Below are 23,310 nucleotides of genomic sequence, written 5' to 3'. Positions count from 1 at the left end.
AGTAGGTAATAAGTATTTAAATTCCTTCAAAACTTAATCAATAATCTTTTTTTTATGAATGAATTTTAAAAGTAACAGAAAGCTAATTCCAAATGCTACTACTATTAAAATCGCTAAAGGGAGTAAGCTATCCGCAGTAAATTGACTAATTATATAGGAAGTTAGTGCTCCCATAATCATTTTTAAACTTCCGATTAAAGCAGAAGCACGACCAGCTCTTTTTGTAAAGGGTTGTAAGGATAAGGCGGTTGTATTAGGATTTTGAAAGCCTAAAAGAAATAAAATTAGGAAGAGTAGCCCAACTGTTACATAAAAAGTAGCTCCAATTATTGCATTTACCAAAAATAAACTTGCTAGTAGTACTAAAAATATACTATTAAATATGGTTACTTGTAATGTAGTGAACTTTTTAAGAAAAAATCGGTTTACTTGGCTTCCTAAAATTAAACCTGCCGCATTTATCCCGAAAAGGATACCAAATTCACTTTTCGAGAGTTCAAAAATATTCATAAACAATTTTGGTGCTGCAGAGATGTAAGCAAACATACCTCCAATTGCAAAACTACCCGATAAGGCAAAGTTTAAAAATCTAGAATCTTTAAAAATCCCTACATATTTTTGGAAAACATCTTTGGGTTGTAATTTTACTAAATTATTTGGAGCCATGCTTTCCGGCAAAAATGAAGAAACACTAATAAGCATAAGAATTGCAAAACTTCCCATAAACAAGAAAATACTTTCCCAACCATAATGTTCAATTATAAAACCTCCAATTGTTGGGGCTATAATTGGTGCACCTCCCATTATTAGCATTAAAATAGAAATAGCACTAGCTACTTCTTCAACAGGAAAAATATCTCGCACAATTGCTTTAGAAGCAACCATACCTGCAGAAGCTCCCATGGCTAAGAAGAAACGAGCTATAACTAAAAAAATAAGGCTATTAGCCATGAAGCAAGCAGCGGCAGCTATAATATAAAGTATTAAACCAATTTGTAAGGGACGTTTTCTTCCGAATTTATCCATAATAGGGCCATAGGCTAATTGCCCTAATGAAATACCAACAAAATAACTGGTAAGCGTAATCCCAACCCTTCCAACCGGAATGCTAAAATCTTTGGCTATATCTTTAAATCCAGGGAGATAAGAGTCTATTGAAAAAGGGCCTAAAGCAATTAAAGTACCTAATACAATGAGTATTAATAACTCTTTCTTTTTATCTCGAGTTGTTGTTTGATTCATTTTGCAAATTTCGGAAAGTATACCTTCCTTATGAAGAAAGCTAATACGTTTTAACTAAAGATTAATAGTGGAATAATTAGCCTAGTTTTATTGTAATTTTATAAATAAAAATAGGATCGAAATTATTTAATTTCGATCCTATTTTTAGTAAAATTCTATATAATTGAATTTAGTTTTTTTCTACTAAAACCCAATCTCCACTTTCTAATAGCGGTATAGCTTGTTTAAATTTTAAAGTTTTGTTTTCACCTTTAGTAACATGCTTTATAGTAACTCTATCGTTTCTACCAATTTTTGGTTGTTCTCGAACAATAGTTTCTGTAATTGGAGGCCTATTTGCACCTGCATTACTTGCTGATTGACCAGCAGCTCTACTTTGAGCAGCACGTTCGTCTAGATTCTGTATTTCTTCTTTAGTAGTTTCTACTTTTTCTTGGCGTTGTTTTCTAGCTTCACTAATGTTAGAAACATTTCCTTCAGGAATTTCTCCTTTAGATAAGAAAGAAATAACATCTCTGTTTACATCTTCAATCATACTTTTGAAAAGTTCAAAAGCTTCAAATTTATAAATAAGTAACGGATCTTTTTGTTCGTGAACGGCTAACTGAACACTTTGTTTTAGCTCATCCATTTTGCGAAGGTGAGTTTTCCAAGCATCATCGATAATAGCTAGTGTAATATTTTTCTCGAAATCTTTAACGAGTTGTTCTCCTTGTGTCTCGTAAGCTTTTTCAAGATTTGTTACTACTTGAAGTGTTTTTTGTCCATCTGAAAATGGTACTGAAATACGTTCAAAGTTATTATTCTCATCTTCATAAACTTGCTTAATTACCGGGAATGCTCTATCAGCGCTATACTTCATTTTAGCCTGATAATTTTCGTAAGCGGCTTTATAAACTTCAGCAGTAATTTTTTGAGCATTCATTTTTCCAAAATCTTCTTCGGTAATTGGAGAACTCATTGAAAAATAACGAATTAATTCAAATTCGAAATTTTTAAAATCTGAAGCTTGTTTATTGGTTTCAGAAATTAATTCTGAAATATCGAAAATCATGTTTGCTAAATCCACTCGTAAGCGTTCTCCATATAAAGCATGGTATCTACGTTTGTAGATTACCTCACGTTGCGCATTCATTACATCATCATACTCTAATAGACGTTTACGAATTCCGAAGTTGTTTTCCTCCACTTTTTTCTGAGCTCTTTCAATAGATTTTGAAATCATTCCATGCTGAATAACCTCTCCTTCTTCAAGCCCCATGCGGTCCATTAATTTTGCAATTCTTTCCGAACCAAATAAACGCATTAAGTTATCTTCTAAAGAAACATAAAATTGAGAGCTACCCGGATCTCCTTGACGTCCGGCACGACCTCTTAACTGGCGATCGACACGACGTGAATCGTGACGCTCTGTACCAATAATTGCTAAACCACCGGCATCTTTTACTTCTTTAGAAAGTTTAATATCCGTACCACGACCTGCCATGTTTGTAGCAATAGTTACAATACCGGATTTACCAGCTTCTGCAACAATATCAGCTTCTTTTTTATGCAATTTCGCATTTAATACATTATGTGGTACATTTCTAAGCTTAAGCATTCTACTTAGTAATTCAGAAATTTCTACAGAAGTAGTACCAATTAAAACAGGTCTTCCTGCTTTAGAAAGATCGGTAACATGGTCTATAACTGCATTATATTTTTCACGCTTGGTTTTGTAAACCAAATCTTCTTTATCGTTTCTTGCAATTGGGCGATTTGTAGGAATTTCAACAACGTCTAATTTATATATTTCCCAGAACTCTCCAGCTTCTGTAACCGCAGTACCCGTCATACCAGATAGTTTACGATACATTCTAAAGTAATTCTGAAGGGTTACTGTTGCAAAAGTTTGTGTAGCATCTTCAATTTTTACATTTTCTTTTGCTTCAATCGCTTGGTGTAATCCGTCACTATAACGACGTCCATCCATTATACGACCGGTTTGCTCATCTACAATTTTAACTTTATTGTCGATTACTACATATTCGGTATCTTTTTCGAATAGTGTGTAAGCTTTAAGTAATTGTCGAAGCGTATGGATACGTTCGCTCTTTACGCTGTAATCTCTAAAAAGTTCTTCTTTCTTTTCAGCTTCTTCTTCTTTAGATAATCCTTCTTTTTCGATTTTGGCGATTTCCATACCAATTTCTGGCATCACGAAAAAGTCAGGGTCATCTTTACCAGATAGATATTCAATCCCTTTATCGGTTAAATCGATCTGGTTATTTTTTTCTTCAATAGTAAAATACAATTCGGCATCAACTTTCGGCATTTCACGGTTGTTGTCCTGCATGTAGTGATTTTCTGTCTTCTGAAGTAATTGTTTAATTCCTTCTTGACTTAAATACTTAATTAAAGCTTTATTCTTTGGAAGTGCACGAAAAGCACGTAATAATTGAAGACCACCTTCTTTCTCATTTCCTTCAGCTATTAATTTTTTAGCTGCTTGTAAAAATTCAGTGGCTTTTTTTCTTTGAACTTCAAAAATATTCGCAACAGCTGGTTTTAGCTGATCGAATTCATGAACATCTCCTTTAGGAATTGGACCTGAAATAATTAACGGTGTACGAGCATCATCTACTAATACTGAATCCACTTCATCCACAATGGCATAATTGTGTGGACGTTGTACTAAATCACTAGGAGAGTGTGACATATTATCTCGCAAATAATCGAAACCAAATTCGTTATTTGTTCCATAAGTAATATCTGCATTATAAGCTTTTCTTCGTGCTGCAGAGTTTGGACGGTGATAATCAATACAATCTATAGTAAGACCGTGAAATTGGAATAAAGGAGCCATCCAAGCGCTATCACGTTTTGCCAAATAATCGTTAACGGTTACCAAATGTACTCCGTTTCCGGTAAGTGCATTAAGATACATTGGTAAAGTGGCTACTAATGTTTTCCCTTCACCAGTTTGCATTTCGGCAATTTTTCCTTGATGCATGGCAATACCACCAATAAGCTGTACATCGTAATGTACCATATCCCAAGTAACTGGTTTACCAGCTGCATCCCAAGAGTTTTGCCAGATCGCTTTATCGCCCTCAAGCGTTACATAATCTTTTTCAGCAGAAATCTCCCGATCGTAAGCGCTAGCTGTAACTTCTAAAGTAGTGTTATTTGCAAAACGCTTAGCAGTCTCTTTTACAGTTGCAAAAGCTGCCGGTAAAATTTCGTTTAATACATCTTCAGAAATTTCGTATGCTTTATCTTTTAAACCGTCAATTTCAGCATAGATATCTTCTTTACGAGTAATATCGTTAGATTGTTCTGCTTCGTTTTCTAAATCTTCAATTTGTTGATTTATATCTTTTAAAGCTTCCGCAATTTGAGATTTAAATTCAGCTGTTTTAGCGCGAAGCTCATCGAGAGTTAGTGATTCAAATTCTGCCTCTAGCGCTTTAATTTTATCTACAATGGGTTGTATTTCTTTAACGTCTTTCTTGGATTTGTCTCCAACAAATACTTTCAATACAGATTCTAAAAAACTCATAGTTTTTCTGTTTATAAGGGAATTTCAAAGGTACACAAAAAAAAAGCCTCATTAAATTAATGAGACTTTTTCGTATCGTACGATATTTTGTTTTTAATATTCATCTTCGTTCCAGAGATAATCCTCATCAGTAGGATAATCTGGCCAAATTTCTTCTATCGAATCGTAGGAGTCACCTTCGTCTTCTATGGCCTGCAAGTTTTCTACAACTTCAAGAGGTGCTCCAGTCCTGATAGCGTAATCAATTAACTCGTCTTTGGTGGCCGGCCATGGAGCATCGCTTAAATATGATGCTAATTCTAAAGTCCAGTACATTTAGTTAATCGTTTTTAATTTCTGCAAAAATAATTTTTTTACAGAAATATCAAAGAAAAAAGTCTAATTTTTATCAGTATTATAAAGAACATTTAATAAGTAAGCCTGTTTTTACAGAAATTACTACTGTTTTGGAAACTTTAAGATCGTTTGGGAATCCATTTAATTTCTTCAGTTCCCAATTGTTTAGACAACATTCGTGCCAGTACAAATAAATAATCGGATAAGCGATTTAAATATTTTAAAATAGCTATATCGAAATGTGATTCTTTATAAAGGGCAGTAGCTAAACGCTCAGCTCTCCTACAAACACAACGTGCTATGTGACAGAATGACACGCTTTGATGACCTCCCGGAAGTATAAAATGTGTCATTTCAGAAAGATCGGCATTCATACGATCTATTTCTTGCTCTAATGCTGTTACATCATTTTCTGAAATAGTCGGAATATTTAATCGAGATTTGCCGTTTTTCAATTTAGCTTTTTCGGGATCGGTTGCTAATTCTGCTCCAATAGTAAACAGCTTATGCTGAATTTCTAATAAATGAGCTTTGGTAATTTTATCTACTTTTTGATCTCGAACCAAACCAATTTGTGCGTTTAGTTCGTCCACCGTTCCGTAGGTTTCTATCCGGACATGGTTTTTCGGTACGCGGGTTCCTCCAAGTAGGGAAGTAGTCCCTTCATCTCCGGTTTTTGTATAAATTTTCATGTGTTTTAATTTTTCCGGTAGGTAAACATACTAGAAAAATAATAAGTGTTGGTAGAAATTAATCGAGATTGTCGGATTTTTCTTCTTTTTTTCGATTTTGATATCTTTTTCTGAAATTTAGCTGCTCACTTTTACGCTTTTTGCGTTGTTTGGAACCAATAATCATAATTAAAAGTCCAACCGCTATAATAGTAAGATAAATATATGTTTCGCTATCTAAATGTAACACCTTGTTATATATACAATTGATAGTGCAAAGATACTAGTTAATTTGTAAGCACAAAAAAGGACTTTAGCCTTTACTTATAAAAATTAATATGATTTTATAGGATTTTCGTTTACGGTATCACTTTCGATAAGACCATCTCGAAGCCTGATTATTCTGTGGGCATGTTCTGCAATATCCTCTTCGTGAGTTACAAGAATAACTGTATTTCCGGCAGAGTGTATTTCGTCAAATAAATTCATGATTTCTACCGATGTTTTAGAATCTAAGTTTCCGGTAGGTTCATCAGCCAAAATAATGGAAGGCTTATTTACTAAAGCTCTACCTACGGCAACCCTTTGGCGTTGCCCTCCGGAAAGTTGATTGGGTTTATGATCTGTACGATCTCCTAAACCAACATTTTCTAAAACTTCTTTGGCTCGCTCACTACGATCTTTTTTAGAGTATCCTGCATAAATCATAGGTAATGCAACATTATCTAAAGCAGTAACACGTGGAAGTAAATTAAACGTTTGGAAAACGAATCCTATTTCTTTATTACGCACTTCAGCAAGTTCGCTATCAGACATTTTACTAACATCTTTTCCGTTAAGAATATAACTTCCTGCGGTAGGGGTATCTAAACAACCTAATAAATTCATTAAAGTAGATTTACCGGAACCTGAAGGGCCCATAAATGCTACGTATTCTCCTCGTAAAATTTCAAGATCAATTCCTTTTAATACCTTAACTGTTTCTTGACCTAATGGAAAATTCCTAATGATATTTTTAATATCGATAACTTTCTTGCTCATACAAAAATGCTTTGTGCCTTATAAGACGCTAAGTTTTATAGTTTGTTACAACCGTATTGTAAAATGCTGCTTTGCTTGTTGTTTTCTAAAAAAAACAAGTCCTACATAAAATGTATCTATGGTTACTTGTACGTCCAGATCTTGTTTTATACTTTCCCAAGTTTCTTCCATTTCAGGAGATAAATGAATATCGTCAAAAACAAAAATACTATCGTTATGTGCGGTTTTTTTTAGCTGATTAAAATACTGAAGTGTGGCTTCTTTCTGATGGTTGCCATCAAAATAAATAAGATCAAAACTTTCTGTTTTCGCCAAATTTGGTAAACAATTTTTGAAATTGCCTATTCGAGAATCGATATTTTTTAAGTCGAATTCTTTAAAATACTGTCTAGCAACACCGGCTGTTTCTGGGCAACCCTCTATAGTAACTATTTTTTTAGGATTGGCTAATGCCATAGCTACGGTAGCTATTCCTACAGAAGTCCCCAATTCTAAAGAATTATTAATTTCTAAGTAGTTTGTTAGCCGGAATAAGAATCTAGCTTTTTTTCTAGTAATACCGGCAATTTTAGAAATTTCCGAAATTTTTCGGGTGTTGCTTTTGAAAATACGACTGCCTGCACCAAAATCGGTTACTTCAATAGTATTTTTATTGGCTAAAAGTTTAGAACGATAGCTTTTAAGCTTTTTATAAGCTGGATATTTTTTTCTATCATAAAAACAACAAGTTACTAATTGGTACACAAAAGGGGAGTGCAGCCCATGCTGATTTTGAGATTTCCACAAAAATCGAAAATATGCTAATGCTTGATGCAAGAGATGTAATTTAAAAGTAAAGCGGCAAAGTTAAATTATAGCAGAATTTTAATAGGTATATAACCCATTTTTTTGAAGAGATATTTAATCTAAAGATTGCTTTGTTACCCAGGTACGCCAACCTATAATAGCCATTTGAAGTTTAGATGCTTTGGCTAAATCTAATTGGCGCTTGCTATAACTAGGTAATAGTGTTTTATTTATTTTAGCTAGTGTTTTAAAAAACTTCTTTTTCATTTTTTAAAGCATTTATTATACTAATAGCAAAGTTAAGCTAATAATCTGAAAAAGAATTTTTTAAATAAAACATGAGTTTTTTATTTAGCTTTTGGTTTATCGCTTGTCATGGTAAATGAATGCTCCGCTTTATTATAAATCATATAGAAGTCATCAATTTGGTCGCTATCCGAAGCGCTATAGCTACTTTTCCAGCCTTTGTTTTCTTCTTTTTTGGCTTTCAATTTGATCGATTTTATTTTCTGATTATTATTTCTTTTTAGGCGCTTTATTTCAATTAAAATTCCGAAATCAGCCTTCAGTTTTTTTATATTACTATGTAAAGCAGCATCGGTTGTAGAAGCGGTAATGGTAAATACTATAACTTGCGGTTCTTGTTTGGTATAAATTTGTACTACTCCATTTGTTCCTTTTTTGCCGTATTTACGAGTTGCATTTTCGCCCTTAAGAACATTAATTTTATTTATTGATTTTGGTTCTATGGAACTCATTTCTTTTTTAGAAATAATTTTTCCATTTAGCACAAATAATGGAATTTCATTTTGAGAAGAAAATCTTACTTTTTTTTTGCTTTTATAAATAACTACATTTTTGGTGTTAGTTCCTTTTTTATTTACGTAATCTTTGGTTTTAATGTCTATAATAGCATCGTATTCTGCTGCATTTCTCTTTATTAATTCCTCTTTAGATTTGTAAATGTTTAAAGAAAAAATATCTTCCTTATCTATTTGGGCAATGTCGAAATTATCAGGTTTTAGTTCATCGTTTATATAATACAGAATTTTTCTGCATTGAGTAACCGTCTGTTTAGTTTCTGTTTTTGTAGTCTCTGATTTCTTTTTTTCTTCTGAAATAAGTGTGGGCGTATTTGACTTTTTCAGCTGAATAATAGTAATATTTGAAATAGAATCTTGCTGCTGATTTTGTTCTTTAGCTACCGATGCTTTTGAAGCGTATACAGTTTCTGTTTTTCTATTGAAGCTATATATAAATGTACATAGAATGGGAAGAATTAAAAGTAACTTCCATTGTTTAACAGGTTGCGATTGTTTGTTTAGCATAAGAATTCGTTTTTTGATAAATGATTGATAAAAATGATTTGATAATTGTAATGAAAAACCAGTGCTTATTTTAAGTAAGGTTTTTTGATATGCTTTAGTATCCATAACTTTTTCAGCCGCTTCTCGATCGGCTAAAAACTCTAAATTTTTATTGATTTCCTTTTTATATAACCAGCTGAATGGATTAAACCAAGTAAAGATGCAACAAAAATGAGCAAACAAAATATCGATAGAATGCCATTGTTTAGCATGAGCTTCTTCGTGTTTTGTAATAAAATTTAGCTCGGTTGAATTGTGTTTTTTTGGATTAATGAAAATTCCTTTAAAAAATGAAAACGGATTTATATTTAATTCAGTTTCTATATAATATAAAGAGTTTTTAGTATAGCTAGTACCGGTAATATATATCTTCTGAAGTTTATTAAGTTGAACTATAAATTTTATAAGAAGGAATACCACTCCTAGTAAGTATATTCCGAAAACTAAATAGGGCAGGTTGTCTATTATTGAATATGATTGATTATCACTTGCAGAGGCTATGCTACTATATGTTTCATAATTTATTTCAGCAGGGTTAGTAAGTAACGTGATTTTTTGTGTAAAATAAATGAATGGTAGTACGATAGCTGCCAATAATCCAAAAAGTAAGAAAAAGCGATTATGGATAATCGACTGGTTTTTTAATACTAACCGATAATATGCAAAAAAGATAGTAATTAATCCGGCTGATTTCAGAAGGTGAAACATAAAATCTTCCATAAGCGATGTTTTAAATTAACTGGCCGTTTTCTGTAGATGATGAGGTTAGGTTATTGTTCTTCTTTATTTTCAATAATGTCTAAAATTTCACGCAATTCTTTAGCGCTTATTTTTTCTTCTTTAGCGAAAAAAGAAACGACGCTTTTGTAACTACTATCAAAAAAACGTTTGGTAGCTAATTTCATAAACTGTTTCCGATATTCTTCTTTACTAATTATGGGGTAATATTGATGAGTTTTACCATAAGCTTTATGCGCTACGTATTTTTTTTCTTCCAACTTTCTAACAATAGTAGACACTGTATTGTAATGTAATTTTTTATCGGTTACATGAGGCAAAATTTCTTTGACAAAAGCATTCTCTAAATCCCAGAGAATACGCATAATTTCTTCTTCTTTATTCGTTAACTTTTCCATAGAATTATATAATTCAAGTACATATTAAAAGCAATATAACTAAAATTATCGTTATATAACTATTTTTTAAGGATGTTTATTTTTTGTTAGGATATTTTAGATTGGTTTTTGCTTTAAAAGATTCCTGTATATTCGTAAAAAAAAGTATATGAATATTGTTTTTATCTTAATAGGACTTACCTTATTGGTTGTAGGTGGAGAGTTTTTAGTTCGATCTTCGGTAGGTTTATCTTTTAAATTGAATTTATCGAAAATGGTTATTGGTTTAACCGTAGTTTCTTTTGCTACTTCAGCTCCCGAGCTTTTGGTTAGTTTGCAAGCTGCTTTAGATGGATTTTCAGATATTTCTTTAGGGAATATAATGGGATCTAATATTGCAAATATTGGTTTGGTTTTAGGAACTACAGCTGTTATTTCTAACCTAGAAATAGATTCCGATTTTTATAAATTCAATTGGCCAGTAATGATGATTTTTTCATTAGCGCTGTATTTCTTTTTAATGAATGGAGAAGATATTGATCGTCTGGAAGGAGCTGCCCTGTTTATAGGATTAATTTTATATCTAATATTTTTAGTAATTCGGAGCCGAAAGGAGAAAAATGTAGTAACTGAAGAAGTTGATGAAAATCTAAAAAAAGTTTCTTGGTTTAAAATTATAATTTGGCTTATAATTGGAGGAGCCGCTTTGTATTGGGGTTCACAATTGCTTGTAGATGGATCTGTTGCATTAGCACGTACTCTAGGTGTAAGCGAACGTGTAATTTCAGTAACTATGATAGCTATTGGAACAAGTGTGCCTGAGTTAGCAGCATCTGTAATAGCAGCACTTAAAAAAGAAAGAGCACTTTCCTTAGGGAATTTAATTGGTTCTAATATTTTTAATATCGCCTCAGTTCTGGGCTTAACAGCTTTAATTAAGCCCATAGTTATGCAATCTCAGGAGGTATTAAGTAAAGATATTTATTGGATGTTAGGTTTTTCTTTCATACTAATACCATTAGCTTTTCTCCCTAAAAAATTGATAATGGGTAGAATTAAAGGAATTTTTATTTTAGGTGCTTACGCTGTGTTTCTATACTTCACTATTTTTAAATAGTTAGGATTGTACTATTATAATGTAGATTAGAATAATTAATATTTTTAAAAAATTTATTTAAAACTGAAACATAAATAGTATTTAATTTAAAAAAGGCATTTCGATATCGAAATGCCTTTTTCTTCAACTTAAAAATTATGTTAACCTAGCCTAATTAATTATTCTGCCCCTTTTACTGTTTTAACAATACGGCTTGCAATTTTATAAGGATCTCCATTAGAAGAAGGTCTTCTATCTTCTAACCATCCTTTCCAACCGCGTTCTACAGTTGCAATTGGGATTCGGATTGAAGCACCACGGTCTGATATTCCATAACTAAAATCGTGTATAGAAGCTGTTTCATGTTTACCGGTTAATCGCATATGGTTATCAGCTCCATAAACCTCGATATGTTCTTTTACTACTGGACGGAATGCCTCACAAATTTTTTCGTAAGTTTCACGATTTCCAGCATTTCTAAGTGTAGAGTTAGAGAAGTTAGCATGCATACCACTTCCATTCCAATCTAAATCACCTAGAGGTTTTGGATGTAAATCGATAGCTATTCCATATTGTTCACCGATTCTTTCTAGTAAATAGCGTGCCACCCAGATTTGGTCTCCAGCAGCGGCAGCTCCTTTAGCAAATATCTGGTATTCCCATTGTCCTGCAGCTACCTCACCATTAATACCTTCTACATTAAGTCCTGCTTCTAAACAAGCGTCTAAATGCTCTTCTACAATAGCTCTTCCATATGCATTATTAGCTCCTACAGAACAATAATATGGACCTTGTGGTCTTGGATATCCGTTTGCAGGGAAACCTAATGGTTTACCAGTTTCAGTATCTATAAGGAAATATTCTTGTTCAAACCCAAACCAGAAATCATCATCTTCATCATCAATTGTAGCTCTCCCATTTGTTTCGTGTGGAGTACTATCTGAATTTAAAACTTCACACATTACAATATATGCATTTTTACGCTGTGGATCTGGGCATACAAATACAGGTTTCAACAAACAATCTGAAGAATTGCCTTCTGCCTGCCCTGTAGAAGAACCGTCGAAAGACCAAACTTCGCAATCTTCTACTTTGCCAGAAAAGTCACTAACAATTTTTGTTTTTCCACGTAATTTTTGAGTTGGCTTACTTCCATCTAGCCAAATATACTCCAGTTTTGATTTGTTCATAAGTTTAAAAAGTATTTTAGAATTGTAAGACTTACGTTAACAAAAGTATAAATTTATATAAAAAATGTATATTTTAAAGGGGTTAATTTTTTAAAATTTAAATATTTAAAGAGAAACACCCCTATTTTTTTAGGGGTTTATATAAAAAGTATTATTTTGAGGTGTTGCGCTGATAAATTCTTAAGTTTGTTAGTCTAATATTATTAACCAAATAAAATAGAATGTCAACACTTAGATTTAAGGCGATAGAAGAAACATTTAATCGAAAGCCTGTTAATGTTGAAGAGTTAGGAAGACGCTCTTCAATTTTTGGAAGTAACGTTTTTAACGAATCGGTAATGAAGCAATATCTTACCAAAGAGGCTTATAAAAACGTAATGGATGCTGTTAAAACTGGTAATAAAATTAACCGAACTATTGCCGACCATATCTCAGCAGGAATGAAAGAATGGGCTATTAACAAAGGAGTAACCCACTATACTCACTGGTTTCAACCTTTAACAGGTTCTACAGCTGAAAAACATGATGCTTTTTTTGAAACTATTGGAGAAGGTCTTGCCATTGAAAAATTTGGTGGAACTTCTTTAGTACAACAAGAACCAGATGCATCTAGTTTTCCAAATGGTGGAATTCGTAATACATTTGAAGCTAGGGGATATACTGCTTGGGATCCTACTTCTCCAGCTTTTATATGGGAAACTACACTTTGTATTCCAACAGTTTTTGTTTCTTATACCGGAGAGGCATTAGATTTTAAAACACCTTTACTAAGAGCTTTACAAACAGTAGATAATGCAGCAACAGATGTAGCTAAATATTTTGACAAAAATGTAGCAAAAGTAAATGCTACCTTAGGTTGGGAGCAAGAATATTTTTTAATAGACTCAGCTTTAGCAGCTACTAGGCCGGATATAAAATTAGCTGGTAGAACTTTACTAGGACATTCTCCTGCTAAAGGTCAGCAATTAGACGATCATTATTTCGGTTCTATTCCTTCTAGAGTTTTAGCTTACATGCGCGATTTGGAAATTGAGTGTATGAAATTAGGAATTCCGGTTAAAACACGTCATAACGAAGTAGCTCCTAATCAATTTGAATTAGCTCCTATATTTGAAGAAGCAAATTTAGCGGTAGATCATAATTCATTAATTATGGATGTGATGCATAAAATCGCTGAAAAGCATCACTTTGTAGTACTTATGCATGAAAAACCATTTGCCGGAATAAACGGTAGTGGAAAACATAACAACTGGTCTTTAAGCACTGATACTGGAGTTAATCTACTTTCTCCTGGTAAAACTCCAATGAAGAATTTACAGTTTTTGACTTTCTTTATTAATGCCATAAAAGCAGTTTGCGATAATGAAGAGTTATTGCGAGCATCTATAGCAAGTGCTTCTAACGATCATAGATTAGGAGCAAACGAAGCACCACCAGCAATAATTTCTGTATTTATAGGATCTCAATTAACAGAGGTGCTTAATGAATTAGAAAAAGTAACTGATGGTAAGTTATCTCCAAAAGAAAAAACAGATTTAAAACTAAATGTAGTTGGTAAAATTCCTGAAATTCTTTTAGATAATACCGATCGTAATAGAACTTCTCCATTTGCATTTACAGGTAATAAATTTGAATTTAGAGCTGTAGGATCTTTGGCTAATTGTGCAAATCCTATGACGGTTCTAAACACAATAGTTGCTAAGCAACTTAAATCTTTTAAAGCGGAAGTAGATAAGCTTATAAAAGATGAGAAAATGAAGAAAGATGATGCAATTTTTAATGTACTTAGAGATTACATCAAACAAAGTAAAAAAATCAGATTCGAAGGTGATGGTTATGGTGAAGCTTGGGAAAAAGAAGCAGAGAAAAGAGGCTTAAGTAATAACAGAACTACTCCTGAAGCTTTAAAAGCTCAGCTTTCTGATAAAGCAGTTACGCTTTACCAAGAACTTGGGGTAATGAACAAAGTTGAGTTAGAAGCTCGCCATGAAATTGAATTGGAAGAGTATGCGATGAGAATTCAAATTGAAGGTCGTGTTTTAGGTGATATTGCACGTAATCATGTAATACCAACTGCCATTCGTTACCAAAATATTTTAATTAAAAATGTTAACGGTTTAAAGAATATTTATGGTGAAGATTTTAAAAAATATAGTGCAGAGCAATTAACGCTTATAGAAAGTGTATCTAGACATATTGCTGTTATAAACAGTAAAGTAGGCGATATGATTAATGCTAGAAAAGTTGCTAATAAAATGGAAGATGCTGAAGAGCGTGCTTTTGAATATTGCGATAAAGTGAAACCTTATTTTGAAGAAATTAGATATCACTGTGATAAATTAGAATTATTAGTTGATAATGAACTTTGGCCTTTAACAAAGTACAGAGAATTATTATTTACACGATAAGAAAATTCATATTTGTACAAAAGCCCTGTAAGTTACAGGGCTTTTTTTTTAAAGATACCTTGTTAAAAAATTAAAACTATTATCTTTGACCTTTAAATCCATTACATGAGTCAGGACGTAAGTAAGCGCTATAGCCAAAGAGGAGTTTCAGCAGGTAAAGAAGAAGTACATAAAGCTATTAAAAATGTAGATAAGGGGCTTTTTCCAAAGGCCTTTTGTAAAATTGTACCCGATCATTTAACGGGAGATGAGGACTATTGCATTATAATGCATGCTGATGGAGCTGGCACAAAATCTTCTTTAGCTTATATGTATTGGAAAGAAACTGGAGATGTTTCTATCTGGAAAGGGATTGCTCAGGATGCATTGATAATGAATATAGACGATTTACTTTGCGTTGGAGCTACCGATAAAATTCTTCTTTCCTCCACAATAGGGAGAAATAAAAATTTAATTTCTGGTGATGTAATTTCAGGAATTATTAATGGTACTGAAGAGTTAATTAGTGAACTTAAAGAACACGGTGTGGAAATTCATTCTACAGGAGGAGAAACTGCAGATGTGGGAGATTTAGTTCGAACTATAATTGTAGATTCTACAGTGACCGCTAGAATGAAACGAAGTGACGTAATCGACAATAAGAATATTGAGCCTGGTGATGTAATTGTAGGCTTAGCTTCTTTTGGACAAGCTGCCTACGAGAAAGAATATAACGGAGGGATGGGAAGTAATGGATTAACATCGGCCCGCCATGACGTGTTTTCTAAATTATTAGCTGAAAAATATCCTGAAAGTTTTGATAATTCTATTCCTGCTGACTTAATATATTCAGGAAGTAAAAATTTAACTGATTCGGTTGAAGATTCTCCATTAGATGCAGGAAAATTAGTGCTATCTCCAACAAGAACTTATGCACCGGTAATTAAAAAGATTTTATCAAAATTCAGTAATAAAGAAATTCACGGAATGGTGCACTGTAGTGGCGGTGCTCAAACTAAGATTCTTCATTTTATAGATCAACTTCATATCATAAAAGATAATTTATTTGAAGTACCTCCATTATTTAAACTGATCCAAAAAGAAAGTAAGACTGATTGGAAAGAAATGTACCAAGTTTTCAATATGGGACATCGAATGGAAATTTATGTGAATCCAAGATATGCCGAAGAGATTATCGAGATTTCTAAATCATTTAATATTGATGCAAAAATAGTTGGTAAAGTAGCAAAGAGCGATAAAAAGCAATTAACCATCAAAAGTGAATTTGGAGAATTTCAATATCATTAAACAATTTTAAATACAACTAATCTATTTTTAATTTATAAAGGCTCTTGAAAAGACGACTGTTTTTTCTTAAGTATTTTTCGCAGAAGACAACTGCAGATACAATTGTTATAGCTATTTTTTTTTGGATAATAGTTAATTTTTTAGCAATGCATTGGTTCGGAGATAAGGTGTCTCGTTACCCTCTTTATTTTGCAAATTTGTTTTTTGCAATATTTAGTTTTGTAAGGCCTCGCTTTGATAAATGCTTTGCTTTAGGTTTATTGTCATTAAATATCTGTGATATATTCTTTATAAATTATGAATCAGAATTAAATTATAATTGTGTAGTATTATTTAGAACCTTGGGGTTTATATTAATTAGTTATGGGTTTTTACCTAAACTAAGAAATATTAAATTTAATTTTGTTCATTCAATAGTACTTTTAGTTGTTTTAGGTGTAAGTTGTTATTTAATAATAGAGTTAAACAAAATGTTGCCCTCTTTTTCTATAGCATATTTGAAAAATGTTTTATTTTATTTTTACGCTATAGTAATAAATATAGTAATAGCAATAGCATTTTATAATAATAGTATTGAAGGGTCTAGAAAAAGCTTTTATTTTTTGAATGCAATACTTTGGATGCTTTTTTCAGATTTATCCTATTTTGTAGCATACGATCTTGGGTTTGAAAAATTTTATTATATAGACCGATTTTTTAATATATTCGGACTTGGTTTTTTATGTTTGTATGCAATAACGCCTTTTGCAAAAATACCTAACTCATTATAAAACAATTACTTTTAAGGTGATTATCCTTTAGGTGTTTACTATAGCATGTAGTAATTAGTATTTCCATTTTAGGTAAATAGAAAATATTCGCGTAATTTATTGTAAATTTGTGTACTCAAATTCTTGAAATTTTATATGTTAGAGAAGCTAAATATTGTAAAGCAACGTTTTGATGAGGTTAATGATTTAATCATTCAACCTGATATTATTGCCGATCAAAAACGTTATGTCGAATTAAATAAGGAATATAAAGATTTAAAAGCGCTTATGGATGAGCGCGAAAATTATATAGAGCTTACTGATAATATTGCAGAAGCTGAAGAAATCATTTCTGACGGTAGCGATCCAGAAATGACAGATATGGCAAAACTTCAACTTGAAGAGGCTAAATCTCAATTACCGGCATTAGAAGAGAAAATAAGAATGATGTTGGTTCCTAAAGATCCGGAAGATGCTAAAAATGTAGTATTAGAAATTCGTGCTGGAACAGGTGGAGATGAGGCTAGTATTTTTGCAGGAGATCTTTATAGAATGTATACAAAATATGTAGAAAGCAAAGGCTGGAAGCATAATATTGTAGATTTCAGTGAAGGTACTAGTGGTGGTTTTAAAGAAATTATTTTTGATGTTACCGGAGAGGATGTTTATGGAACAATGAAGTTTGAAGCAGGTGTTCATCGCGTGCAACGGGTGCCACAAACAGAAACTCAAGGGCGTGTTCATACTTCAGCGGCAACTGTTATGGTGTTGCCTGAAGCAGAAGAGTTTGATGTTCAGATAGATCCTAAAGATGTTAGAATTGATTATTTCTGCTCTTCAGGACCTGGTGGGCAATCGGTAAATACTACTTATTCTGCAGTACGTTTGACGCATGAACCTACAGGTTTAGTTGCGCAATGTCAGGATCAAAAATCGCAGCATAAAAACAAAGAGAAAGCGTTTAGAGTATTGCGTTCACGTTTATACGATATGGAGTTAGCAAAGAAGATGGAAGCTGATGCTGCAAAGAGAAACTCTATGGTGTCAAGTGGTGATCGTAGTGCGAAAATTAGAACTTACAATTATCCACAAGGTCGGGTTACCGATCACCGAATAAACCTTACTTTATACGATTTGAGTAATATTGTAAATGGGGATATTCAAAAAATTATTGATGAATTACAACTTGTAGAAAATACAGAGAAACTGAAAGAAGATTCAGGGATTTTTTAAAATAATAAAGTAAATGATTATAACCCAACCCAAAAGTTGGGTTATGTTTTATATAAACGCTTCACAATTCGTAAAAAATGAAAACACAGGAGTTAGTCGAACAAATTAGAAAAAAATCTTCATTCCTTTGCATCGGTTTAGATGTAGATCTAGAAAAGATTCCGACTTATTTACTGTCAGAAGAAGATCCTATTTTCAGTTTCAATAAAGCAATAATCGATGCAACACATCAATATTGTGTGGCTTATAAACCAAATACTGCATTTTACGAAGCCTGTGGTTTAAAAGGATGGGAAGCTTTGCAAAAAACAATAGAGTATCTGCACGATAAATATCCTGAAATTTATACTATTGCGGATGCAAAACGTGGAGATATAGGGAATACTTCTAAAATGTATGCGAAGACCTTTCTAAAGGATATGGGATTCGATTCGGTTACTGTGGCTCCATATATGGGAAAAGATTCTGTAGAACCTTTTCTTGAATTTGATGATAAACATACTATTTTATTAGCGCTAACCTCTAATGAAGGTGCTTTCGATTTTCAGGTACTAAAATCTGATGATACAGAAATTTATAAAAAGGTATTGGAGACTTCAAAAACATGGGAGAACTCAGAAAATTTAATGTATGTTGTGGGAGCAACTAAGGCAGAATATTTAGCAGGAGTTAGAGAGATTATTCCGGAAAACTTTTTATTAGTTCCAGGGGTAGGGGCTCAAGGCGGAAAACTAGAAGATGTTTGTAAATTCGGTATGACTAAAAATGTTGGTTTGTTAGTAAATAGTTCTCGTAAAATTATTTATGCTTCTACTAATACTAATTTTGCTGAAGTAGCTGCAGCTAAAGCCGAGATTTTACAGAAACAAATGGCTGAAGAATTACAAAAATTTCAATAGTTTTATGATTATTTTCGATCATTTAGGCCGAAAATTAATTCTAAATTCGGAACCTAAACGAATCGTTTCTTTAGTGCCTAGTCAAACAGAACTAATTTCTGATTTATGTTTAGAAGATAGTTTAGTAGGAGTTACTAAATTTTGTGTACATCCTAGTCATATTAGGCAAAAATCTTTGATAGTAGGTGGAACTAAACAAATTCATTTATATAAAATAAAACAATTAAAGCCAGATATTATTCTTTGTAATAAAGAAGAGAATACTTTGGAAATGGTAGCTTCTTTAGCTGCTATAGCTCCTGTTCATGTATCAGATATCAATACACTTCCAGATGCATTACAGTTAATAAAAGATTATGGTCTTATATTTAACATTGAAGATAAAGCTTTAAAAATATCCAGTAGAATAGCAAGTGAGTTTGAACGGCTAAAGGATAAAATTAAGTATAATTTGCCTATTTCATGCTTGTATTTAATTTGGAAAGACCCGTATATGTGCGTTGGGCAAAATACATTTATTAATGAAATACTTCAAGTATTAAAATTTACTAATGTTGTTACTAAGCAACGATACCCAATACTAAGTTTAGAAGAAATTTTATCAAAAAATCCTAGTGTGATTTTTTTATCATCTGAGCCTTATCCATTTAAAGAATACCATAAAGCAATATTTCAGAAGAATGGGATAAAGGTGGTGCTTGTAAATGGTGAATATTTTAGTTGGTATGGAAGTCGCCTTTTAAAAGCAGTAAGCTATTTTGAGTCTGTACTCCAATTTTCAACTTCAGAATAGTGCATTCTCCGTAACTCTTTAAGAATCTTTTTAGCTCTTTGATTCATACGATCACTCTTTTCTTTATCGATAAGCGCGAGTTTATATGCTTTATGCATTAAATAGGTGTATTTCTGGCACATACACTCTTCTTTAGATTTTTTCTTGAAAATTTTAAACATCACATGGTTTTTTATTTTTTAATCCAACAACAAATATACAGTGAGATGTTTATACCTTTTATTAACTTTCAGTTAATGTTGATTTAAAATTTAGATCTTATAGTAGTAATATGTTAAAATAATAGATTTTATTAATCTTGAAGTTTGAAAACTCGTTGTAGTAAGCTAGTTGTTCTAGCAGACAAATCTGTTCTAATTTCTTTTTCTTCTACAGCAATCATCGTGTAAACCCCATCGAGAGCCTGGGTGGTAACATAATCAGATAAATCTGGATTTACCTTTCTGGTAAGAGGTATGCTATTGTATTTTTGAATAAGATTATTCCAAATTTTATCAGCACCAACTTCGCTAAGTGAATTTGTAATTACAGGATTGAATTTATTGTAAAGTTGATTTTTAGTATTTTGGATTAGATATTTAGTAGCTGCATCATTTTGTCCTAATAAAATAGTTTTAGCGTCGTTAAAAGTGATTCCTTTAACTGCATTAATAAAAATAGGAGTTGCTTCTTTCACTGCATCTTCCGCCGCACGATTTAAAACCCTAAGACCTTCATCAGCTAAATTACCTAATCCTACATCTCGTAATGTTTTATCTACTCTTTGTAGTTCAGGAGGTAGTGTGATTTTTACTAATTCATTTTTAAAAAAACCATCTTTTTGTGTAAGCTTAGTTACTTGTTTGTCGATTCCTAATTCAAGTGCTTGCCGAAGCCCAGAAGCAATGTCATTATTAGAAACCCCATAACCTGAATTTGGCAAATTTGTTGCAATTTGTTGAAGTTCAGCACAGGACATTAGGCTCAATAAAGCGATAAACGATAAAATTTTTTTCATATTTCAAATATACTATTTAAGAGGTTATATCTATGTTTATTATTAAAATCTATTTATAAATAAAATTAATTGATTTTATTTATCGATTTATTTTGCTAATATTGTTTTAATTGCAGTTAAAAACTAGAATTATGTCAGAAGAAAAAAAGTTAACAACCGCATCGGGGAGACCTTTTGCTGAAAAAGAAGATTCATTAAGCGTAGGTAGAAGAGGACCATTGCTATTAGAAGATTATGTACTTCACGAAAGTATGGCGCACTTTAATAGAGAACGAATTCCAGAGCGAGTGGTACACGCAAAGGGTTCTGGTGCTTTTGGAACTTTCACCGTAACAAATGACATTACTAAATATACCCGGGCAAAGATATTTTCTGAAGTTGGTAAAAAAACCGATATGCTAGCAAGGTTCTCTACCGTTGGTGGTGAAAAAGGTTCAGCAGATTCAGATCGTGATCCAAGAGGTTTTGCACTCAAGTTTTATACAGAAGAGGGTAACTGGGATTTAGTCGGAAATAATACTCCGGTTTTCTTTATTAAAGATCCTAAGAAATTTGCTGATTTTATACATACCCAAAAACGCCATCCGTTTACCAATATGAAATCGCAAACCATGCGTTGGGATTACTGGTCACTTAATCCGGAATCTTTACACCAGGTGCTTATTTTAATGAGTGATCGTGGTACACCTTATGGTTTCCGTCATATGAATGGTTATGGCTCACATACTTTTTCTTTAATTAACGATAAAGATGAGCGTTTTTATGTAAAATTTCATTTTAAAACCGATCAGGGAATTAAGAATTTTACCGATGAAGAATCAGTTAAAATGGCAGGTGAAAATCCAGATTTTGCCCAACAGGACCTGCTAGAGCATATTGAAGATGGTAATTTCCCAACCTGGACGCTTAAAATACAGGTAATGCCAGAGGAAGAAGCGAAAGACTATAAATGGAATCCTTTTGATCTTACTAAAGTTTGGCCACATGACGATTATCCGTTAATTGAAGTGGGAAAGATGGAGTTAAATAAAAATGCCGATAATTATTTTGCGCAAATAGAGCAGTCTGCCTTTGCACCGGCACATATAGTAGATGGAATTGGTTATTCTCCAGATAAAATGTTACAGGGACGTTTGCTTTCTTATCCAGATGCGCACCGATATCGCTTAGGTGCAAATTATGAGCAAATTCCAGTAAACCGCTGTCCTTATATGGTGAATAACTATCAAAGAGACGGATTTATGCGAGTGGATGACAACGGTGGCAGAAGTGAAAATTACTATCCAAATAGTTTTGATGATATTACTGTTGACGAAAAATATAAATTAAAAGCTCCTAGAGTAACCGATACTGAAGCTGAATGGTTTAATCGTAATGCAACTGAATCTGGTGATGATGATCATTACACTCAACCGGGTAATTTATATCGAATCATGAATGAGGAAGCAAAATCGAACCTTGTTTCAAATACTGTTGGATCGATGAGCCAAATTGCAGGCGAAAAGAAAGATGAAATTATTATGCGCCAGCTTTGCCATTGGTTTAGAGCGGATCCTGAATTAGGTGCTCGAATAGCTAGTGGATTAGGTGTAGAAATTAATATGGAACAATTTAGTAGATAGTCATTTTAATCATTATTGAAACTAAAAAGCACTCAATTTGGGTGCTTTTTTAATTAAAAATAATAGTTTTATTATTGAATACCATTGTCTTTCGCTGAATATGAAGTTTAATACCGCGGGCAAAAACAATTTTTTCCAAATCTCGACCTTTTAAAATTAAATCTTGAATAGAATTAGAGTGCGAGATTCTTGCAATATCTTGTTCAATAATTGGTCCGGCATCCAATTCGGCTGTTACATAATGACAAGTTGCTCCAATAATCTTCACGCCTCGCTTGTACGCTGAATGATACGGTTTAGCACCCGCAAAAGCAGGTAAAAAGGAATGATGAATATTAATAATATTATTAGGGTATTCGGCAATCAGTTTATCAGAAATTATTTGCATATACCGTGCTAGTACAATAAAATCAATCTCAAATTCTTTTAAAAGTGATAATTGTTTTTCTTCAGCTTCAATTTTAGTGTCTTTAGTTACCGGAATATGATAAAACGGAATATCGAATGCTTTTGCTATGGGCGCTAAATTATTATGATTACTTATAATAAACGGAATTTCAATATTTAATTCACCAGCTTTATAGCGTCCTAAAATATCGTATAAACAATGGTCGTATTTGGAAACAAAAATTGCCATTTTCAACAAGCGCTCTTTTGCAAATAATTTCCAATCCATTTTATAAGTCTGAGCAATAGATTTTTCAAAATCAAGTCTAAGCTTATCAATATCGAATTCCGAAGAAAATTCATTTTCTAGACGCATAAAAAAAGTGCCATTTTCGGTGTCTACATACTGATCGATATAGACAATATTTCCATTACGTTTATGAAAAAAGTTGGTTACTTCAGCAATAATCCCGCTTGTATCTTGGCAATTTATTAAAAGAGTGAGGCGCATAGTTGGTTAATTCATCTTGATAAGCAATGAAGCCTGATT

21 protein-coding genes are annotated in these 23,310 nt (G+C 32.5%); 8 read left to right on the top strand and 13 right to left on the bottom strand.

The window, feature by feature from the left end; all coding sequences use genetic code 11:
* Positions 1-33 precede the first annotated feature (33 nt).
* The 9 genes from ACN0WI_RS05935 to ACN0WI_RS05895 form a co-directional block, all read right to left on the bottom strand.
* Positions 34-1,242, bottom strand: a complete 1,209-nt coding sequence (locus ACN0WI_RS05935) for a multidrug effflux MFS transporter (protein ID WP_417885729.1) — start codon at positions 1,240-1,242, stop codon at positions 34-36.
* Positions 1,243-1,411: 169 nt separating this feature from the next.
* The gene (gene secA / locus ACN0WI_RS05930) at positions 1,412-4,783 is read right to left on the bottom strand and encodes a preprotein translocase subunit SecA (protein WP_417885728.1); all 3,372 of its coding nucleotides are present in this window, start codon (positions 4,781-4,783) and stop codon (positions 1,412-1,414) included.
* Positions 4,784-4,876: 93 nt separating this feature from the next.
* On the bottom strand, positions 4,877-5,098 hold the full coding sequence (locus ACN0WI_RS05925; RefSeq protein WP_008272287.1) for a DUF2795 domain-containing protein: 222 nt from the start codon (positions 5,096-5,098) through the stop codon (positions 4,877-4,879).
* Positions 5,099-5,238: 140 nt separating this feature from the next.
* Positions 5,239-5,811 carry a cob(I)yrinic acid a,c-diamide adenosyltransferase gene (locus ACN0WI_RS05920; RefSeq protein ID WP_417885727.1) on the bottom strand — a complete coding sequence of 191 codons (573 nt, stop codon included), beginning with the start codon at positions 5,809-5,811 and terminating at the stop codon, positions 5,239-5,241.
* A 312-nt stretch (positions 5,812-6,123) separates the two neighbouring features.
* Positions 6,124-6,831 (bottom strand): ABC transporter ATP-binding protein, encoded by a 708-nt coding sequence (locus ACN0WI_RS05915; protein WP_417885726.1) that lies wholly within the window; start codon positions 6,829-6,831, stop codon positions 6,124-6,126.
* A gap of 45 nt (positions 6,832-6,876) precedes the next feature.
* Positions 6,877-7,647: an O-methyltransferase gene (locus tag ACN0WI_RS05910; RefSeq protein WP_417885725.1), complete on the bottom strand. Its 771-nt coding sequence runs from the start codon at positions 7,645-7,647 to the stop codon at positions 6,877-6,879.
* An 84-nt stretch (positions 7,648-7,731) separates the two neighbouring features.
* On the bottom strand, positions 7,732-7,884 hold the full coding sequence (locus tag ACN0WI_RS05905) for an SsrA-binding protein (protein ID WP_417885724.1): 153 nt from the start codon (positions 7,882-7,884) through the stop codon (positions 7,732-7,734).
* Between the two features lie 80 nt (positions 7,885-7,964).
* Positions 7,965-9,704 carry a M56 family metallopeptidase gene (locus tag ACN0WI_RS05900; protein ID WP_417885723.1) on the bottom strand — a complete coding sequence of 580 codons (1,740 nt, stop codon included), beginning with the start codon at positions 9,702-9,704 and terminating at the stop codon, positions 7,965-7,967.
* A gap of 50 nt (positions 9,705-9,754) precedes the next feature.
* Positions 9,755-10,120 (bottom strand): BlaI/MecI/CopY family transcriptional regulator, encoded by a 366-nt coding sequence (locus ACN0WI_RS05895; protein ID WP_417885722.1) that lies wholly within the window; start codon positions 10,118-10,120, stop codon positions 9,755-9,757.
* Between the two features lie 148 nt (positions 10,121-10,268).
* On the opposite strand from ACN0WI_RS05895, the gene ACN0WI_RS05890 reads away from it, so the two are divergent.
* Entirely contained in the window at positions 10,269-11,216 is a 948-nt protein-coding gene (locus ACN0WI_RS05890; protein ID WP_417885721.1) for a calcium/sodium antiporter, read from the top strand.
* Positions 11,217-11,374: 158 nt separating this feature from the next.
* Here the strand turns inward: ACN0WI_RS05890 and ACN0WI_RS05885 are convergent, their stop codons facing one another.
* Positions 11,375-12,385, bottom strand: coding sequence for a glutamine synthetase beta-grasp domain-containing protein (locus tag ACN0WI_RS05885; RefSeq protein ID WP_417885720.1), 1,011 nt, complete (start codon positions 12,383-12,385; stop codon positions 11,375-11,377).
* Positions 12,386-12,606: 221 nt separating this feature from the next.
* Between ACN0WI_RS05885 and ACN0WI_RS05880 the strand changes: the two genes are divergently transcribed.
* The 6 genes from ACN0WI_RS05880 to ACN0WI_RS05855 all read left to right on the top strand — a co-directional run bounded on the left by ACN0WI_RS05880 (position 12,607) and on the right by ACN0WI_RS05855 (position 19,754).
* Complete coding sequence (locus ACN0WI_RS05880) at positions 12,607-14,793, top strand: glutamine synthetase III (protein ID WP_417885719.1); 2,187 nt, start codon at positions 12,607-12,609, stop codon at positions 14,791-14,793.
* A 105-nt stretch (positions 14,794-14,898) separates the two neighbouring features.
* The gene (locus ACN0WI_RS05875) at positions 14,899-16,080 is read left to right on the top strand and encodes an AIR synthase related protein (RefSeq protein ID WP_417885718.1); all 1,182 of its coding nucleotides are present in this window, start codon (positions 14,899-14,901) and stop codon (positions 16,078-16,080) included.
* Positions 16,081-16,277: 197 nt separating this feature from the next.
* Positions 16,278-16,850, top strand: a complete 573-nt coding sequence (locus tag ACN0WI_RS05870; RefSeq protein WP_417885717.1) for a hypothetical protein — start codon at positions 16,278-16,280, stop codon at positions 16,848-16,850.
* A 135-nt stretch (positions 16,851-16,985) separates the two neighbouring features.
* On the top strand, positions 16,986-18,062 hold the full coding sequence (gene prfA / locus ACN0WI_RS05865; RefSeq protein ID WP_417885716.1) for a peptide chain release factor 1: 1,077 nt from the start codon (positions 16,986-16,988) through the stop codon (positions 18,060-18,062).
* 77 nt (positions 18,063-18,139) lie between these two features.
* Entirely contained in the window at positions 18,140-18,961 is an 822-nt protein-coding gene (pyrF, locus tag ACN0WI_RS05860) for an orotidine-5'-phosphate decarboxylase (protein ID WP_417885715.1), read from the top strand.
* 4 nt (positions 18,962-18,965) lie between these two features.
* Positions 18,966-19,754, top strand: coding sequence for an ABC transporter substrate-binding protein (locus tag ACN0WI_RS05855; protein WP_417885714.1), 789 nt, complete (start codon positions 18,966-18,968; stop codon positions 19,752-19,754).
* Here the strand turns inward: ACN0WI_RS05855 and ACN0WI_RS05850 are convergent.
* Positions 19,715-19,915, bottom strand: coding sequence for a Lacal_2735 family protein (locus ACN0WI_RS05850; protein ID WP_417885713.1), 201 nt, complete (start codon positions 19,913-19,915; stop codon positions 19,715-19,717). The genes ACN0WI_RS05855 and ACN0WI_RS05850 overlap by 40 nt on opposite strands.
* Before the next feature lie 131 nt (positions 19,916-20,046).
* Positions 20,047-20,751 carry a DUF4197 domain-containing protein gene (locus ACN0WI_RS05845; RefSeq protein WP_417885712.1) on the bottom strand — a complete coding sequence of 235 codons (705 nt, stop codon included), beginning with the start codon at positions 20,749-20,751 and terminating at the stop codon, positions 20,047-20,049.
* A gap of 131 nt (positions 20,752-20,882) precedes the next feature.
* Here ACN0WI_RS05845 and ACN0WI_RS05840 point away from each other — a divergent pair, with 131 nt between their 5' ends.
* Positions 20,883-22,373 carry a catalase gene (locus ACN0WI_RS05840; protein ID WP_417885711.1) on the top strand — a complete coding sequence of 497 codons (1,491 nt, stop codon included), beginning with the start codon at positions 20,883-20,885 and terminating at the stop codon, positions 22,371-22,373.
* A gap of 49 nt (positions 22,374-22,422) precedes the next feature.
* On the opposite strand, the gene purU is transcribed toward ACN0WI_RS05840, so the two are convergent.
* Entirely contained in the window at positions 22,423-23,271 is an 849-nt protein-coding gene (gene purU / locus ACN0WI_RS05835; RefSeq protein WP_417885710.1) for a formyltetrahydrofolate deformylase, read from the bottom strand.
* Positions 23,272-23,310: the final 39 nt, after the last annotated feature.

It is taken from the genome of Zunongwangia sp. (assembly GCF_048269745.1).
Lineage (GTDB): Bacteria > Bacteroidota > Bacteroidia > Flavobacteriales > Flavobacteriaceae > Zunongwangia.
This window is presented reverse-complemented; position numbering and strand designations above follow the sequence as displayed.